We start from the raw sequence: 15,054 nt of genomic DNA, 5'->3' as shown, positions 1-15,054 counted from the left end.
CCTACGATCGCCCAATGACCTCGGGTGTGCTGACCCAAGCAAGCGAGCCGGAAAGCCCCGTCGCCGAGCCGGCCCTGCGCGCGGTGCCCGACATCGTCCGCAAGCGTCTCGCCCGGCCGCCCCGCGGCGGGCTGAACTTCTGGCTCGTCGCGGCGCTGATCACGGGCATCGGGCTGGTCCTGCGCCTGGTCAACCTGGCGCACCCCAAGGAAGTCATCTTCGACGAGGTCTACTACGCCAACGAGGCGCAGGACCTCCTCCAGCGCGGGGTCGAGTGGAACCCCGAGGACAACACGCCGCAGTACGTCGTGCACCCGCCCCTGGGCAAATGGATGATCGGCGTCGGTGAGCAGCTCTTCGGGTACAACTCCTTCGGCTGGCGCATTTCGGCGGTCATCGTCGGCGCGATCTCCATCCTGCTGATCGTCATCGCGGCGTACCGCCTCTTCCGCTCCACCATCCTGGCCGGCACCGCGGGCCTGCTCATGTCGCTGGACGGCATGCACTTCGTGCTCTCCCGCGTGGCCCTGCTCGACATCTTCCTGATGTTCTGGATCGTGGTGGCGTTCTTCTTCCTGGTGCTGGACCGCGAGCAGCGCCGGGCCCGGCTGCTGCGGGCCCTGGAGGACGGCTACGACCCCGAGAAGCCCGGCCCGCGCCTCAAGTTGGGCTTCCGGTGGTACCGCCTGCTGTGCGCGATATCACTGGGCCTCGCCTGCGGCGTCAAGTGGAGCGGCGTCTACTACGTGCTGATCTTCGCGATCGCCATGGTGCTGTTCGACATGAGCGCCCGGCGCAGCGCCGGCTTCAAGCACTGGGTCGCCGAGGGCGTCTGGAGCGACGGCGCCGGCTGGTTCCTCGCCACCTTCGGCGTCGCGCTGTTCGTCTACCTCAACTGCTGGTGGGGCTGGTACCTCTCCGACAACGGCTACTTCCGGCACTGGTACGCCGAGTCCAACGGCCTGCCCCACGACCGGTTCATCGACCCGCTGGTCAACTTGTGGCACTACCACGAGGAGGCCTACAAGTTCCACACCGGGCTGAGCACGAAGCACCAGTACCAGTCCTGGCCCTGGCAGTGGCTGCTGCTGGGCCGCCCGGTGGCCTTCTACTGGGACCAGTCCGGGTCGTGCGGCGCGGCCAGCTGCGCCTCCGAGATCCTGCTGCTCGGCACGCCGCTGCTGTGGTGGTCGTTCCTGCCGGCGCTGGTGGCCCTGGGCTGGCTCGCGATCGCCCGCCGCGACGGCCGGGCCTGGCTGATCATGGCCGGCGCGCTCACCGGCATCCTGCCGTGGTTCAACGAGATGCCCGAGCACCGCACGATGTTCTACTTCTACGCCCTGCCGGCCGAGCCGTTCCTCGTCCTGGCCGTCGTCTACGTGCTCGGCGCGATCATCGGCCCGCCCCGGCGGCTGCGCCCGGACAGCGACCAGCGCATGGTCGGCGCGGTCGTGGCGGGAGCGTATGTCCTGCTGGTCGCCGCCTGCTTCGCCTATTTCTACCCGATCTACTCCGGAATGGACATTTCATACACGGACTGGTTCGCCCGAATGTGGTTAGGGTCTCGCTGGGTGTAGTCCGGCACCAGGAGTGGGTAACTGAAGAGCCTGATAGCTGCCTTATATTATTTGCCGCACGGCAACTAATAGCTGGCGAAAGGCTCGCATGTCCGGCGTTGGCTCCATCGAAAAGGCACTGCGCGCGGCTCCACCGGACCGGCTGGTGGAAACGCTCGACGTGTACCTCAGCGCTTCCCACGGGGTCAAGACCAGCACCGTTTGGCTGGCCGACTACCGCACCACGACCCTGTCACCGGCCGGCGTCGAGGCGCTCGACGCTGTCGCGGACCAACTGGCCCCGGCCCAGCGGGCGTTCGCCAGCCAGGCGCCGGTCCTGGAGACCCGCGAGGGGCAGGCGCTGGCGCGGCTGCACCTGCCCGTGACCGCCTGGGGCGAGCGGGTGGGTGTGCTCAGCGTCGCCCTCGACGCGGACCGGCTGACCTCGGAGCGGCCCCGGCTGGAGGAGATCGCCGAGTGCTTCGCGGTCGCGCTGGGCGCCGCCTACCGGCGCACCGATCGCTACCACATGGCCCGGCGGCGCACCGGCCGGCTCACGATGGCCGCGGAGATGCAGTGGGACCTGCTGCCCGCCCGCGGCTACGCACAGCCGGGCGTGCGCTTCGCCGGACAGCTGGAGCCGGCGTACGCGGTCTGCGGCGACCACTTCGACTGGTCGGTCAACGGCGACTGGCTCACCGTGACCGCGCTCAACGGCATGGGCAACGGGCTGGACGCGGCGATGCTGACCTCGCTCGCGGTCAACGCCATGCGCAACGCCCGTCGCTCCGTCCCCGCGGGCCAGAGCCAAGGCGGCGACCTGGTCGACCAGGCGGAGCTGGCAGCGGACGCGATCTTCTCGCAGTACGGCGGCGCGAAGCACCTCTCGACGCTCCTGCTCGCGCTCAACACGGTCACCGGACAGCTGCGCATGATCGACGCCGGCTCACCGCGGATGCTGCTCGTGCGGGGTGGTCAGGTGCGCGACATGGAGCTCGATCCGCAGCTGCCGCTCGGCATGTTCGGCGACACTCGGTACGTCGAGGAAAGCACCCAGCTGGAACCCGGCGATCGGCTGTTCGTGGTCAGCGACGGCGTGCACAATGCCGCACGGCCGAACGAGGCGACGTACGGTGAGCGGGAGTTGAGTCGTGCCATACGATCGACGCGGTTGCAGCCTCCGGCCGAGGCGATCAGCAGCGTCATGAGGAGCCTTCGTGACTATCACGCGGGCGACGAGCCACTCGACGATGCGTTGATCATCTGCCTGGACTGGTCGCCCCGAGCCGACCCGTGACCCGCGACAACCGGAGGAGATCGTGCGGAGCCGACCCTCACCGCACCCGTCAGGCCACGACGACCTGGCGACGGCCGCGGCGCTCGTCGATGCGGCCGGTCAGGCACTCGTCCTCGCCACGAGCGCGGCCAACGACAACTCCGGCGTGTCCGCCGCTCAGTTACGGGTGCTCGGCGTCGTCGCGCAGGCCGGCTCGGTCAACCTGACCCAGCTCGCCATGGCGCTGCACACCGCGCCGTCCTCGGCCAGCCGGCTGTGCGACCGGCTGGAGGCGGCCGACCTCCTCCGGCGCACCGCCGACGAGCGGGACCGGCGCGAGGTGTGGCTGGTGCTGACGCCGACCGCGCGCCGGTTGCTCGAGGGGCTGGGCCGGCAGCGGCAGGACACCATCTCGGCGGTGCTGCGGCGCATGTCGCCCGACGACCGGGCCGCGCTGATGCAGGGCCTGTCGTCCTTCGCGGTCGCCTCCGGGGTACCCCTGGTCGAGAGCGACTCGGCGGCCCAGGCGAGCTGACGCGGCACACCCGCGGGATACTGCGGGTTTCCCGCAGTCGCTCGGTGACCGAATTGTCGCCATATGACAATATTTGACGTGTGCAATTTGCAGATTGGCACGCGTTTGAGTGAACAGCCCTCGATCTAAGAGGAATTTCACTGATGACAGGCTTGTAATTCTGGGTAGCCAATCCGGATAAACTGCGCGCTACCCGAGTAATGATCGACTTGAATTTGAGCAAAATCGGCGACGACACGCCGCGCCTGTCCGCAATGAGGGCGATTCAGGCCCGGCCGCCGCCGCGGACGATCGCGCCGCCGCATATGACGGCCGGATGACGACTGGTGTCTGTTGTTGCCAGACTCACGCTCCGTAACCGATGGCCACCCGGTCGGAACTCACGTCGTCGGCAAAACCGGGCAAACGCCGCCGAACGCTGCGGCGCGCGGGCACGGGGCGTTTGCCACAGGGCCGCAAGATATCGATAATCTTCAAAGAAGTTGCCACCCGGGCACGGAAACTGGGGGCCACTCCACGGCTTCTCTGATCGATATATATGAATGAGGCACTGCGCGAAACACGCTCCGAGTTCTAAGGTGTTCGACGTCGGTACACGGCCAGTCACACACAGGAAGGGCGCAGTCCGGACGCGTCGAAAACCCGCGGCTACGGGAGTGCCGGTGCATACGAGCCACCACGGCGAAACCACGCTTGACAGATTGGCGCACAACGACGCCGCCGAGCGGTTCCTCGGCTCGTCCGGCTGGGCCGCCACGGTCCGGCCCCTGGAGGTACGGCCCGCGCCGCCCGCCGCCGTCGCCGATCGGGAGGTGCCGGCCCTGCCGGGGGTACACCTGGAGCGGGGACGACTGCTCGACCAGCTCGACGCGGCCGTGGAGCAGCCTGTCACCCTCGTCTGCGCGCCCACCGGCTGGGGCAAGACGGTGCTCGCCACCTCGTGGCTGCGCGCGGGTCGTGCGCTCGGGCGCACCGCCTACGTGCGCTTCGAGCCCAACTGCGGCTCGGCCGCCTGGCGGCAGCTCACCTCGGCGCTGACCGCGGCCGGCATCGCGCTGGACCCGGCCGCCTACGCGTGGGGCGGCGGCCGGCTGGCCGAGCGGGCGGTGGTCGTCCTCGACGACCTGCACAACGTCACCAACCGCACGGTGCTGCGCCGCGTCGAGCGCCTGATGAGCCGGCTCGGCGACCGGATCGGCTTCCTGCTGCTGGCCCGCAGCGAGCCGCCGCTGTCGCTGTACCGCTGGCGGGTCCGCGGCCAGCTCACCGAGCTGCGCGCCGACCACCTCGCCTTCACCCAGGCCGAGATCGCCGGGCTCGCGGAGTGGCACGAGGTGCGGCTGGCCCAGCACTTCCGGCACGCGCTGTGGCACGTCACCGAGGGCTGGGCGGCCGCGGTCGCGGTGGCACTCTCGGCGATGGTCGGCCGGCACGAACCCGAGCGCGTCGTCACCGACCTGCTGGCCGGCGAGGCCGGGCCGAACGAGCAGGTGGGGCTCGCCGAGTACGTGCAGCGGGAGATCCTGGCCCACCTCGACCCCGACGTGTACGACGTCATGCTGCGCACCTCGATCGTGGAGACGGTCTGCCCCGGGCTCGTCGAGGCCCTGACCGGCAGCCGCAACGGCGCCCGGCAGCTGGCCCAGGCGAGCCGGGCGAACGGCCTGGCCACCTTCTACGGCGGCTCGCACTCGTGGTACCGCTACCGCCGCCTGCTGCGCTCGGTGCTGCGCGCCGAGGTACGCACCACGCTCGCGGCCGAGGAGCGGTCCCTGCACCGGGCGGCGGCTGGCTGGTACGCGGCCAACGGGCTGCCCGGCGACGCGGTGGTGCACGCCGTGCTCGGCGCCGACTGGGTCACCGCGGAGCGATTATTCGCGCAGTACTGGCCTGAACTCTGCGGGTCGGGACCGCGCGCGATGGCGCCGCGGACCGGCCCGCGGCCTCCGGCGGACATCGCCGACCGCCCCATGCTCGCCTTCGCGCTGGCCATCTGCTGCCGCGAGACGGGCGACGTGGCCGGCATGTCGGCCTTCATCCGGCTGGGCGAGCGGGCGCTGGGCGAGTCGCCCAAGGCGATCGACGCCGAGGTGCTGGCGGCCATGCGGCTTGCCGAGGCGGTGACCTCCGAGGACCCGGAGCGCTCCGGCGAAGCCGCCGCGCGGTTGCTGTGCCACATCGACGATGCCGTCGACGAGCACCTCTACGCCGACGCCGCCGACGCCGCCCGCGCCGCCGGCTACCTGACCCTGGCCGGCTGCGGCATCGCCCACGACGTGATCGACGACGCCGACTCCGCGCTGGAGCTGGGCGCGGCGCTGGCCCGCAAGTCCGGGTTCAACCTGCTCATCGTGCAGGCCAACCGGCAGCAGGCGCTGGCACACCTGCACCGCGGCCGGCTCTCGGCCGCCGCCGCCTGCGCCCGCCGGGTGCTCGACGGCTCCCGCGACGCCGGGATCAGCGAGTCGCGCAACATCAGCCACGCCCGGCTGGTGCTCACCGCGGTCTGCCGGGCGCGCGGGCAGCTCGACGAGGCGCGCTACCACCTCGACGAGAGCATCACGGCCGAGGCGTCGCCCGACCCGCACGGCGGCTGGGTGAGCGGCGCGATCAGCCTGGCCCAGCTGCTGGCCGACCAGGAGGACCTGGCCGGCGCGGCCGAGGCCCTGGAGCCGCTGCTGGGCAGCCGGATCGGCGCCATGCCGCCGACCCCCGAGATCAGCGCGCGGGTGCTGCAGGCCGACCTGTGCCTGGCCGAAGGCCGGCCGGACAAGGCCCGCGCGGTGCTCGACGAGCTCGCCCGCCACTTCCCGGGCGCCCCTGCCGTGGCACTCGGCCACGCCCGGCTGAGCCTCGTCCTGGGCCGGCCCGAGCCGGCCGCCCGCACCCTGGAGGACGCGCTGGCCGCGCAGCCCGCCTCCCTCGTCACCACGGTGTCCGCGACGGTACTGCTGGCCCAGTCCCTGCGGCAGCTGGGCGACCATGCCGGGGCGGCCGAGCAGATCCAGCACGCGCTGCGGCTGGCCGGCCCGGAAGGCATCCGCGGCCCGTTCCTGGGCCACGGCGCCTGGATCGCCGAGCTGCTGGACGACCCGCCCCCGCAGGTCACGCCGTCCGCGCCCGACGAGCCGTCCGCCCCGGACGCCCCGAGCGCCCCGAGCGCCCCGAGCGCCCCGTCCCAGCCGCCCGCCGACGTGTTCGAGGTGGCGCCCGGGCAGATGGCCGATCCCCTTACGGAGCGGGAGATGCTGGTGCTGCAGTACCTGCGCAGCATGCTCTCCATCGCCGAGATCGCCACCGTGCTCTGCGTCTCGTCCAACACGGTCAAGACCCACGTCCGGCACGTCTACCGCAAGCTGGGCGTCAGCCGCCGCCGCGACGCCGTGCGACGGGGCCGAGAACTGAGCCTCATCTAACCTCTCACCCGGGTTAGGCGAGCCGCCGCACACCGTGGCGGGGACACGATATGCGGCATGGCTATGGCGGTGCGTGAGCAGGTCAACGGGGTTCGGGTGGGCGTGCGGTACGCCGTCGCCGACCACTGTGGCGGCCTCGGGGGTGACTGGTACCTCACTACCCCGCTGCCCGGCGGGGACGTGATGCTCGCCGTCGGCGACGTGATGGGCCACGGCCGCTCCGCCGCCGCGACGATGATGCGGCTGCGCGCGGCCATGACCCGGCTCGCGCTGGCCGGCGACGAGCCGGGGGCGATCCTGGCCGCCCTCAACCGGATGCTCTGCCGCCGCCCGCAGACCACCCTTGCCACGGCGGTGTGCGGCCGCTTCCGCCCGTCCGACCACACCCTCACCTGGTCCCGGGCCGGCCACCTGCCGATCCTGCGGGCCACCGCGGCCGGGGTGAGCCAGCTGGCCCAGCCCAGCGGCATGGCGCTCGGCGTCGACCCGGCCGCCCGCTATGACACCGCCCGCGTGGTGGTGGACGCCGGCGACCTGCTGCTGATGTTCACCGACGGCGTCGTCGAGCAGCGCGACCAGGCCATCGACGAGGGCGTGCGGCACCTGGCGGACGACGTCCGGCTGGCCCTGCGCGCCTCCGCACCCGGCGAGCGCGTGCGCACCGCCCTCGACCTCGCCCCGATCGGCAACCCCGACGACGACGCCTGTCTGCTCGCCGCCGAGCCCGTCTAGACCTGCAGATCCGCCACCCGGCCGTTCACCCATCGAGGGTGATCCTCATTCACCCGCCTCGCTCGAAGTATGTCCCCAGGCACGACACGTTGCCGACTGAGGCAGGCGCCGATGTCCGGGAGCGGGGCGGCCGGGGGATCCACCACTGTCCGCGGGAGGGATCAACCGGTGTCCTGCAGCCCGGCGCGGAGGGGTCTGCGCCGGTGTCCGGTGCCGCGGGCGGCGGGACCGGACACCACGGGTCGGGCCTGTTCCGGGGGGAACAAGTAACGGGGGATATAGGCCGTGCCGGTCTTCGGTTTCGACCGGGGACCGGCACGGCCTCACGTATTTTCCCGCCCTTGTCTTCCTCGGCGTTCCGGTTTTGGTCGCGGCCACATGTTCAAGCACTCAAGGGAGAAGACGGGCGGATGCGGGTCAAGGAATTTCGGACGTTCGGTACGACGATGCTCGCGCTGGTGGGCACGCTGAACGTCTCGCAGGGGCTGCTGGTGGGTTTCGCCAGCGGAGGGGTCGGCTTCGACCGCAATGACGTGGCGTTCACCAGCGCCGGCACCTGGGCCGCGGCCACGGTGACGCTGGGCGTCCTGCTCGCGGCCACCGGCTTCGCGCTTCGCGCCCGCAAGCCCAGCGCCAAGCTGGCCGCCGTGAGCGTGGTGGCCCTGCACGCGATCTCACAGCTGGCCATGCTGCGGGCCTACCCGGCGTGGTCGCTGCTGATGGTCACGCTGGACGTGATCATCCTGTTCATCCTGACGGTGCCGAGGGGCAGCGTCGAGGCGGCCCCGGCGCTCGACGAGGAGCCGCCGGTCGCCGCGCCCCGCCCCCCGACGGCGAAGCTGGCCCTGCGCCGCAACAGCCGCTCGGACGCGTACCGCGGCAAGCACAAGAAGGGTGGGCGCCCGGTGGTCCGCCACAGCACCGAGCGCGACGACATCATCCTCATCGACCTGCTCACCAGCGCTTCGGATCCCGACGGGGCGCCGCTGTCGATGCAGGACACGGTCGTCGTGACCGCCTCGGTGGGGGCCCCGGTCCACACCGTCCTGGCGGAGGAGACGGTCGAGGCCGAGCTGGTCGGCGAGCCCCCGACGGCGTGGGTGCGCGCGATCGGCCAGGCCACGGTCCCGGTCCCGCTCGACGACGAGGTGGCCGACGAGACGCGAGTCCCGATCCAGCGCGCCTCGCTCGAGTCCCTGGACCCGCTGATCGACCCGCTGCCGATGGTCCTGGCCGGCGAGGCGGCCATCGCCGCGGCCTCCGTCTCCGGCCCGGGCGAAGGCGAGCCGCTCGCCGCCATCGGCGCCCGGCCGTACGTGAACCGCTGAGAGCCCCAAACCCCGCCAGACAGCGGCGGCGTTCCCCTTCCGGGGGTACGCCGCCGCTGTCTTTTCTGTGCCTGTCCGCCACCACCGGGGTGTTAGGGCGGTCGGGGCAATCCCCCGGTAGCCGCTGACGGGACACGCATAGGGCCGGCCAGGTATGTCATGGCCGCGGTACCCGACCTGTCGGACCCCTCTGAAAGCGGACATACAAAAGGAGCGCGGCCCAGAGAATGGGTCCGCGCTCCTCTTCGGGCTATGTCGTGGCCGTGGTGCCCGACCTGTCGGACCCCTCTGAAGGCGGGCATACAAAAAGGAGCGCGGCCCAGGGAATGGGTCCGCGCTCCTCTTCGGGCGGGGTTACAGCAGATTGAGTTCACGCGCGCGCTCGATCACCTCCCGCCGCCGGCCGACGCCGAGCTTGCGGTAGATGTTCTTCATGTGCGTCTTCACGGTGTTGACCGAGACGTACAGCATCGAGGCGATCTCCCCCGCCGACAGCGTGCCCTGCAGGTAGCGCAGCACCGCCAGCTCCCGCTCGGTCAGCGGCTCGGCGAGCTCGCCCGCCGCGGCCGGGGGACGCCCGAAGCCGGTCAGCTCCTGGGCGATGTCCTCGGCCAGGCCGCGGTAGCCGCTGCCGGCCGGGAGGTACGTCACGAGCAGCTCCCGCACCGGCTGCCCGCCGGCGACGAAAGGCCAGCGGATGGTCTCGTCGTCTGCAAAGCGCAGGGCCTGCTCGAGGGCCCTGCCGGCCTTCGAGCGGTCGCCGAGCGCGCGCAGGGCTCGGGCGCTGGTGAGGTTGGCGTCGACCGTCCAGACCAGCGAGCCCGTGGTGTACTCCAGGTACGGCTGCACCGCGCCCAGCGCCGCCGCCGGGCGGCGCTCGGACAGGTGGGCCTTGGCGCGCACCACGCCCAGCCAAGGGGCCAGCATCTCCACCGGGTCGAGGTTCAGCAGCCGCTTGGCCGCCTCGACGTCACCCGCCGCAAGGCGCAGCTCCGCCTCGGCGAGGGTGACGCAGTGCTGCATCCGCGGCGTGTACCGCCAGTCGGCGAGCTGCCGGCGGATGGCCGCCAGCTCGGTGCACGCGGAACGGGCGTCGCCGGCCGCGGCGCGGATGTGCGCCCTCGTCATGGTCGCCACCGCCACCAGGGCCGGGTCGGCCAGGCCGCCCCCGTCCAGGGCGCGGTCCAGGTAGTGCTCGGCCGCCCGGACGCGGGCCTGCAGGTAGCAGACCTCGGCCACGGTGAGCTGGGCCCACACCACGTCGCTGCCCTGCGTCTGGCCCTCGCGATCGGCCAGGGCAAGGGTCTCCTTGCCGTAGCGCATCGCCGCCGTCAGCCGCCCTCGGGCCGCGTTGAGCTGCGCCAGCTGGCGCAGCGCGGCGAGCTGGGACTGCACCCCGCCGCAGCGGCGGGCCAGGTTGAGCGACTCCAGCAGCGCGTGCTCGGCGGCGTTGAGGTCACCCTGAATCAGCCGCGCGCCGCCAACGGCGACGAGGGCCAGGGCGCGCATCCGCGCGGTGTCCTGGTCGTCGAGGCCGGTGTCGTCCCTCAGCAGGAGTGGCGCTGTCGCCAGTACCAGTTCCGGCTTCTGGCTCTGATGAGCCTCTGCCATCCGAAAGCTGTCCACGATCGGGCGCAAAGCCGCGCGGGCCGAGTCGACGAGCGTGTGCTGTGAACGGTCGACCAGGTGCAGGAACGTCTCCGTGCCCTGCGGGTCGCTGGCGTCGAGCCGCTCGGCGGCGAAGGCCAGGGCCAGCTTCGGATCGTTGCGCACCTCCTGCGGCGGCGGCGGCACGAGCTCCTTGATGGTGCGCATCCGAGCCCCCGGCACCAGCTCCTGCCAGCTCGCGGCCAGCAGGTCCGAGGCCTGGCTCCAGTTGCGCGCCGCGAGCGCGTGGCGCAGCGCGTCGGCCGGCAGGTCGTGCGCGGCGAACCAGTCGGCCGCCCGCCGGTGCAACTGGCGCACCTGCTCCGGCCGGCGGTGGCGCAGCTCGTCGTACAGCATCAGCCCGAACAGCGGGTGGCACCGGTACATCCCGGCGTTGCTGCTGCCCTGCACCACGAAGAGATTCGAGTGCTCGAGCTGGGCGAGGATGCGTGCGCCGTCCACCCGGCCGGTGAGCGCCTCCACGAGCTCGGAGCTGACCTGGTCGAGGACCGACGTGCACAGGACGACTTCGCGGACGTCCTCCGGCAACGTGTCGAAGACCTCGCCGACCAGGTACTCCCCCAGCGCCCGGTCCTGCAGCGCGAACCGCGGCACCAGGCTGTCCGGCTCGGGGTGCCCCTGCACCGCGAGCGCGGCCAGGCGCAGGCCGGCGGCCCAGCCCTTCATCACCGCGTGCAGCTCGACCAGCGCCGACTCCGCCAGCCGCACCCCGTGCGCGCCGAGCATCTGCGCGGTCTCGTCGAGGGTGAAGCCGAGCGGTCCGGTGCGCAGCTCGCTGAGCGCGCCGCGGATCCGGAAGCGGTACAGCGTGAGCGCCGGATCGGTGCGGCAGGCGATGACGAGACGGAGGCGGTCGCCCGCCTGGGAAAGCAGCGTCTCGAGCTCGCCCCACACTCGCGCGACGGACAGTTCCTGGAGGTCGTCCAGGATCAGGACCACGGGCGGCCCCGCCCGGCGCAGCACGGTGATGAGCGCCTCCAGCGCCTCACCCGGTCCCTCACCACTCGCCTCGGGCTCCGGCTGCTCGCCGGTCACCTGGCTGATCGCGTCGAGCACGTGCTCCCAAAAACGTGGGCCGTGGTGCGCCTCGACGGTCAACCACGCCAGCGGCCAGGGCGCACGCCCCGCCGTCACCCACTCGGCCAGCAGGGTGGTCTTGCCCCACCCCGCCGGAGCGGAAATCAATGTCAAAGGCCCCGCCACGGCGCGATCCAGTGCGTCCAGCAGACGCGGTCGCGGCACGTGATAGCGGGGCGGCTCGGGCACTGCGAAGTGCAGTGCGGGACGGGTGATGGTGTCAACGAGCGTTTTCTGCCCCAACGTCTTTCGCCCCCTCCCACCCACCGCAGCACGGCGGATGACCACGGGATTGTGAGGCGACAAAAGGTGATGTCGCCTCACCCGTAGGGGGTGAACCAATGACGGGCTGTGATCACCCGCTCGCTTGAGCTGGCCTTCTCACGCACCGGAAGCCGACGTGACAACTACCGTTGTCGATCGCCTCGGGCTGCCGCGCCGCGGGCCGGAACCGGTGGTCGTACCCCGTCGAGCACAGGTACGAGCCGCCTTTCACCACCCGGCTGGCGAACACGCTAGCCCCGGGCGGGGAGTCTACGCGCGGGTTCTCCGGGATCTCACCCTCGACCTCCCCGAACCGGGCGTTGCCGGAGCGGTAGTAGTCCGAGGTCCACTCCCACACGTTGCCGACCACGTCGAACAGCCCGTACGCGTTCGCCGCGAAGGCGCCCACCGGACTGGTCCCGTGGCCGTCCTCGCTGCGATCCAGCCAGGGGAATATGCCCTGCCAGATGTTGGCCCGCCCGGGCTCGGGGTCGTCACCCCACGGATAGGAGACGCCGTCCAGCCCGCCGCGCGCGGCGAACTCCCACTCCGCCTCCGTGGGCAGGTCCTTGCCGGCCCAGGCGGCGTACGCTGCGGCGTCCTCGTAGGCCACGTGCACCACGGGGTGCGCGGACCTTTTGCGGATGTCCGAGCCGGGCCCGAAGGGCTGCCGCCAGGACGCCCCGGGCCGCAGCTCCCACCACACCCGCCAGTCGCGCAGCGGCACCGGGCCCGGCGGCTGCACGAAGACCATCGAGCCCGGCGGGCCCTGGTCGGTCGGCCGCTCGGCGACCGTCAAATACCCGGTCTCCTGCACAAACAGGGCGAACTCCGCGTTCGTCACCGGGTGCGAGTCGATCCAGTAGCCATCGACCGCCACCTTGCAAACGGGCGCCTCTTCCGGATAGAAGCCCTCGGCGCCCATGGCGAAGGTGCCACCGGGGATCCAGGCCATCTCCACCAGCGCATTGTGCGAACGGCCGTGGGTGACTGGTCCTCACCCACCCCGGGTGAGGCCCCATCGAGCAACTCCGAGCTGTTCGGAGGGTACCGGGGGTGCATTCACACGTCCGGGGTGATGCCCGGTCATCCGGGCCGGCCGAACCATCGCTTTCAAAAGACCGGTACGGCATCCAACAACCGGTACAAGCGCATGTGCAAGGGAGGGAGGTAGCCACACGAGCTTTCGCCGGATTCGGCCGCGGCGCCTCCTCTCTTGTCCGCCGCGGCCGGACGGCGGGCCCCGTGACCCCTCCCGAGCTTCCTGGGTCGTTCGTTCGTTCAGTCGAAGGGAGACAGAGGTCATGGCAGAGATCGGCACCACCCGCAGGAGCGGCGCCTGGCAGGGCTGGATCACGTTCGCGGCGGTACTGCTCTGCGTCCTCGGCGTGCTGAACATCCTCGAGGGCCTTGTCGCCCTGATACAGCGCCAGATCACGTTCATCGACGGCGGCAGCCTGGTCGTGGTCAACCTGACCGGCTACGGCGTGGTCCTGATCGTCTTCGGCGCGCTGCTCACGCTGGCCGGCATGGGGCTCTTCCTCCGTAACCCGGCGGCCCGGATCGCGGCGATCGTGATCTCCTGCCTGCACGTGCTGGCCCAGATCGGGTCCATCGGCGCATACCCGGTGTGGTCCATCCTCATGATCGCCCTCGACGTGATCATCATCTACGCGCTGACCGTCCAATGGGTCCCCCGGGAGATCGACACCATGGCGGCGCCGGCGGTCGGCGGCGTGCACCGCGCCGACCGCGACCAGCAGCCCCGCGAGACCGCCTTCCCGATGAACCCGCCCCGCGGCACCCCGGCCCACTCCGCCGACTACCCGCAGGGCGCCGAGCAGCCGCAGGGCGCCGAGCAGCCGCAGCGCAGCGAGCAGCCGCAGGCCGGCGAGTATCCGGAGTACCAGAAGCCGGGCCGGTCGGCGCCCGGCGCCGGGCCGTACCCGCCGAGCCACGGCAGCTCTCCCGCCTCCCCTTCCACCCCGACCTCGGGCCACGGCACCGGCGCGGCCTGAGCCGCCGCTCCTCCCGCATAGCCGAAAAATCCGGCACGCCCAGCCAGAAGGGCGTGCCGGATTTTTCCGTGTCTGCCGGCCTCAGCCGTGGTGAGGATGGTCGTGGCCGTGGTGGTGGCCATGCCCCCGAGGCTCCTCCAGCTCCGCGTGGCGGTGCTCATGGGCGGCCGGCGCATGGTGGTGGGCCAGCGAGGCGTGGGCGTCCGCCGACTCCGGGTCCGGGTGCACGGTGGCGCCCGCCAGGCGGGGCACCGCGTGCAACAGCCGATGCTCCGCCTCCACCGCGATCGCGTGCGCCTCCCCCAGTGACAGCTCCGCCGCCACGACCAGGTTCGTCTCCGCGTGCAGCCGATGCCCGATCCAGCGCATCCGCAGCCCCGAGACCCGCCGCACGCCCGGGGTGCCGGACAGGGCCTCCTCCGCCGCGGCCAGCAGGGCCGGGTCGACGGCGTCCATCAGGCGGCGGTACACCTCGCGCGCCGCGTCCTTGAGCACGAACAGGATGGCCAGGGTGATGAGCAGGCCCACCACGGGGTCGGCCCACGGCCACCCGATGGCCACGCCGCCGGCCCCCAGCAGCACCGCCAGGGAGGTCAGGCCGTCGGTGCGGGCGTGCAGGCCGTCGGCGACGAGGGCGGCCGAGCCGATCCGGCGGCCGACCCGGATACGGAAGCGGGCGACGAGCTCGTTGCCGGCGAAGCCGACCAGGGCGGCCGCGGCCACGTACGGCAGGCGCGTCACCACGGCCGGGTGCAGGAGCCGGTCGAGGGCGGCATAGGCGGCCAGGGCGGCCGACGCGGCGATGGTCAGCACGATCGCGATGCCGGCCAGGTCCTCGGCGCGGCCGTAGCCGTAGGTGTAGCGCCGGGTCGGCGGGCGGCGGCCCAGGACGAAGGCGATGCCCAGCGGCACCGCGGTCAGCGCGTCGGCCACGTTGTGCAGGGTGTCCCCGAGCAGGGCGACCGAGCCGGACCAGGCCGCGACCAGGGCCTGCAGGGCGGCGGTGAGGCCGAGAACGGCCAGGGAGATCCACAGCGCCCGGATGCCCTCGCGGGAGCCCTCCATCGCCGGGTCGACCTTGTCGGCGGCGTCGTGCGAGTGCGGGGCTACGGCGTGCCGGACGCGATGCCACCAAGACGAAGCCATGGACTCCACCATCGCAGAAAAACGGCGCGTATGGCGCC

10 protein-coding genes are annotated in these 15,054 nt (G+C 71.8%); 7 read left to right on the top strand and 3 right to left on the bottom strand.

Translation table 11 applies throughout. From position 1 onward, the window contains the following. The first annotated feature begins 14 nt into the window (after positions 1 to 14). The 6 genes from ABD352_RS45700 (at position 15) to ABD352_RS45675 (ending at position 8,843) form a co-directional block, all read left to right on the top strand. On the top strand, positions 15 to 1,577 hold the full coding sequence (locus ABD352_RS45700) for a dolichyl-phosphate-mannose--protein mannosyltransferase (RefSeq protein ID WP_344618886.1): 1,563 nt from the start codon (positions 15 to 17) through the stop codon (positions 1,575 to 1,577). Between the two features lie 145 nt (positions 1,578 to 1,722). Beyond that, positions 1,723 to 2,853 carry a PP2C family protein-serine/threonine phosphatase gene (locus ABD352_RS45695; protein WP_344618885.1) on the top strand — a complete coding sequence of 377 codons (1,131 nt, stop codon included), beginning with the start codon at positions 1,723 to 1,725 and terminating at the stop codon, positions 2,851 to 2,853. 22 nt (positions 2,854 to 2,875) lie between these two features. Then, positions 2,876 to 3,367 (top strand): MarR family transcriptional regulator, encoded by a 492-nt coding sequence (locus ABD352_RS45690; RefSeq protein ID WP_344618884.1) that lies wholly within the window; start codon positions 2,876 to 2,878, stop codon positions 3,365 to 3,367. A gap of 701 nt (positions 3,368 to 4,068) precedes the next feature. Beyond that, a complete protein-coding gene (locus ABD352_RS45685) occupies positions 4,069 to 6,783 on the top strand; it encodes a winged helix-turn-helix domain-containing protein (RefSeq protein WP_344618883.1) in 2,715 nt (904 codons plus the stop codon). A 57-nt stretch (positions 6,784 to 6,840) separates the two neighbouring features. Next, entirely contained in the window at positions 6,841 to 7,515 is a 675-nt protein-coding gene (locus ABD352_RS45680; RefSeq protein ID WP_344618882.1) for a PP2C family protein-serine/threonine phosphatase, read from the top strand. Positions 7,516 to 7,925: 410 nt separating this feature from the next. Next, on the top strand, positions 7,926 to 8,843 hold the full coding sequence (locus ABD352_RS45675) for a DUF7144 family membrane protein (RefSeq protein ID WP_425553923.1): 918 nt from the start codon (positions 7,926 to 7,928) through the stop codon (positions 8,841 to 8,843). Between the two features lie 354 nt (positions 8,844 to 9,197). Here the strand turns inward: ABD352_RS45675 and ABD352_RS45670 are convergent, their stop codons facing one another. Together ABD352_RS45670 and ABD352_RS45665 are read right to left on the bottom strand one after the other, a co-directional pair. Next, positions 9,198 to 11,753 carry a winged helix-turn-helix domain-containing protein gene (locus tag ABD352_RS45670; RefSeq protein WP_344618880.1) on the bottom strand — a complete coding sequence of 852 codons (2,556 nt, stop codon included), beginning with the start codon at positions 11,751 to 11,753 and terminating at the stop codon, positions 9,198 to 9,200. Between the two features lie 190 nt (positions 11,754 to 11,943). Further along, positions 11,944 to 12,807, bottom strand: a complete 864-nt coding sequence (locus tag ABD352_RS45665) for a formylglycine-generating enzyme family protein (RefSeq protein WP_344618908.1) — start codon at positions 12,805 to 12,807, stop codon at positions 11,944 to 11,946. A 349-nt stretch (positions 12,808 to 13,156) separates the two neighbouring features. On the opposite strand from ABD352_RS45665, the gene ABD352_RS45660 reads away from it, so the two are divergent. Continuing rightward, positions 13,157 to 13,870 (top strand): DUF7144 family membrane protein, encoded by a 714-nt coding sequence (locus ABD352_RS45660; RefSeq protein ID WP_344618879.1) that lies wholly within the window; start codon positions 13,157 to 13,159, stop codon positions 13,868 to 13,870. Between the two features lie 81 nt (positions 13,871 to 13,951). Here ABD352_RS45660 and ABD352_RS45655 read toward each other — a convergent pair whose 3' ends face one another. Beyond that, a complete protein-coding gene (locus ABD352_RS45655) occupies positions 13,952 to 15,016 on the bottom strand; it encodes a cation diffusion facilitator family transporter (RefSeq protein WP_344618878.1) in 1,065 nt (354 codons plus the stop codon). Between the last annotated feature and the right edge of the window lie 38 nt (positions 15,017 to 15,054).

The organism is Dactylosporangium salmoneum (genome assembly GCF_039532525.1).
Lineage (GTDB): Bacteria > Actinomycetota > Actinomycetes > Mycobacteriales > Micromonosporaceae > Dactylosporangium > Dactylosporangium salmoneum.
Note: the sequence above shows the minus strand (reverse complement) of the source record. Positions and strands in the feature narration are given on the sequence as shown.

What these genes read in the sequence shown, in the direction of transcription:
- ABD352_RS45700 (WP_344618886.1), top strand. Translation starts at nt 15, where the DNA reads ATGACCTCGGGTGTGCTGACCCAAGCAAGCGAGCCGGAAAGCCCCGTC.
- ABD352_RS45680 (WP_344618882.1), top strand. Translation starts at nt 6,841, where the DNA reads ATGGCTATGGCGGTGCGTGAGCAGGTCAACGGGGTTCGGGTGGGCGTG.
- ABD352_RS45675 (WP_425553923.1), top strand. Translation starts at nt 7,926, where the DNA reads ATGCGGGTCAAGGAATTTCGGACGTTCGGTACGACGATGCTCGCGCTG.
- ABD352_RS45665 (WP_344618908.1), bottom strand. Translation starts at nt 12,807, where the DNA reads ATGGCCTGGATCCCCGGTGGCACCTTCGCCATGGGCGCCGAGGGCTTC.
- ABD352_RS45660 (WP_344618879.1), top strand. Translation starts at nt 13,157, where the DNA reads ATGGCAGAGATCGGCACCACCCGCAGGAGCGGCGCCTGGCAGGGCTGG.
- ABD352_RS45655 (WP_344618878.1), bottom strand. Translation starts at nt 15,016, where the DNA reads ATGGCTTCGTCTTGGTGGCATCGCGTCCGGCACGCCGTAGCCCCGCAC.